We start from the raw sequence: 1,495 nt of genomic DNA on the forward strand, positions 1-1,495 counted from the left end.
GCGTACGCACTCCAGCCGTTATTAGGCACCGAGCGATTCGCCACCCCGGCATTACTAATGCTGGAGATCTGAAAGTTACTGGTGCGCTGATAGGTCATGGACGAGCTGGGAAGCTGATTAGATGACAGGGTGTGATTGCCTGTCGCCCGGCTGTCCGTCCCGAATGTCTGATTCGGACTGTAAGCCCGGCCCGCGCCGACGATTGCCCGGTCGCACAAGTCCGGCGTGCCGTTCTGACCGTCACACAGCACCCAGCCCAGCGGGATAGATTCAAGGGGGCCGTTGTGGATCTTGATATCGCCGCTTTTCCAGCTTCCGCCGCCGCTACCGTGTAATCTAGCCATGGCGCACCTCTGCCAGTGTCCGCACCGTGGCCCCTTCCAGCGCATAGGCGTATACCGCCGCCGCGGTATCCAGCGTCATGGATTCCCCCGCCGCGATATAAATGCCCGTCTGGTTATCCACGCCTTCACCCCCGACAAACAAAGCTTTGTCTGTCTGCACCAGCACAGACTGGCGCTTGCTGTCGGCGGCGAGCAGCTGCATGGTGGTTGCCTGCTCTAATGAGATCACCGCACTGGTGAGCGCATCACTGCGCGCCACCGCAACCAGACCGCTGACTTGCTGCACCTGCGGCTGATTGGTGATCTCAACCTGACCTTGGATACTCTGCACCGCGGGCAGGTTGGTGATCGCCACTTCCCCGCGCACCGCCTGCACCTCAGGCAAATTGCCTACGGTGATCTTTCCGCTCACAGGCTGGACCGCGGGCCAATTCGCAACAGACACGGGCGCATCAAACGACACGGGCACCGTTTGCTGAATGGCATCAATGGTCACGGGTTCACGGATGCTGTGCACCTCCACCGCGCCACTGATAGCCACCGCGTCAGACTGGGTGTTCACCGGAATATCGGTGAGCTGATATTTCAGCGTGATTGCCGTGCTGTGATGGTTGTACAGCTCGATGGTCTCGAAACCACTCAAAGGCACCACGTCGTTTTTCTTCAGCTCTGTCCCCAGCTCCCGGTTCTGGGTTTTTGCCAGCAAGGTGACGGTATGGGAGCAGTCACGGATTAACAGGTACTGACTGACAGCCGAGATAATCTTTTCTCCGGCCTGTAGCTGTACTTCGATGATTTTCTGTGTCTGATACATTCCGCTACCTCTTAAGCACCACAACCAGCAGCACCAAGCCGATGACCGCCGCGAAGGCCATCATGACCTGAGTGTTCTGTCGTCCTATGTCACTGGCTCCGCCTGTGTTGGCGCTGGCGTTGATGCTGTTCGCCAACTGCATGGACTGCGAGGCCAGATTGCTCTGGTTTGAGGCCATGCCGCCAAGGGAACTCAACGCCCCGTTGAAGGTTTCCAGCCCAAAACTAAACGCATCCGTCAGGGCGTTGTTATTCGACGCTAACGCATTCGAGCCAAGGGTCATGGCATCACTGGCCATTTCCCCCGCGGCTTCCATGGCACCGTGGTCAGTCATGGT

3 protein-coding genes are annotated in these 1,495 nt (G+C 58.4%); all 3 read right to left on the bottom strand.

What is annotated here, in order from left to right; translation table 11 throughout:
• On the bottom strand, positions 1-344 hold a 344-nt coding region (locus D6M16_RS22085), incomplete at its 3' end, for a hypothetical protein (protein WP_205576955.1).
• On the bottom strand, positions 337-1,158 hold the full coding sequence (locus D6M16_RS22090; RefSeq protein WP_120513999.1) for a hypothetical protein: 822 nt from the start codon (positions 1,156-1,158) through the stop codon (positions 337-339). The genes D6M16_RS22085 and D6M16_RS22090, both read right to left, overlap by 8 nt.
• A 4-nt stretch (positions 1,159-1,162) precedes the next feature.
• The coding region (locus D6M16_RS22095) for a hypothetical protein (protein ID WP_162941131.1) at positions 1,163-1,495 on the bottom strand (333 nt) is incomplete at its 5' end.

The organism is Photobacterium salinisoli, from assembly GCF_003614885.1.
GTDB lineage: Bacteria > Pseudomonadota > Gammaproteobacteria > Enterobacterales > Vibrionaceae > Photobacterium > Photobacterium salinisoli.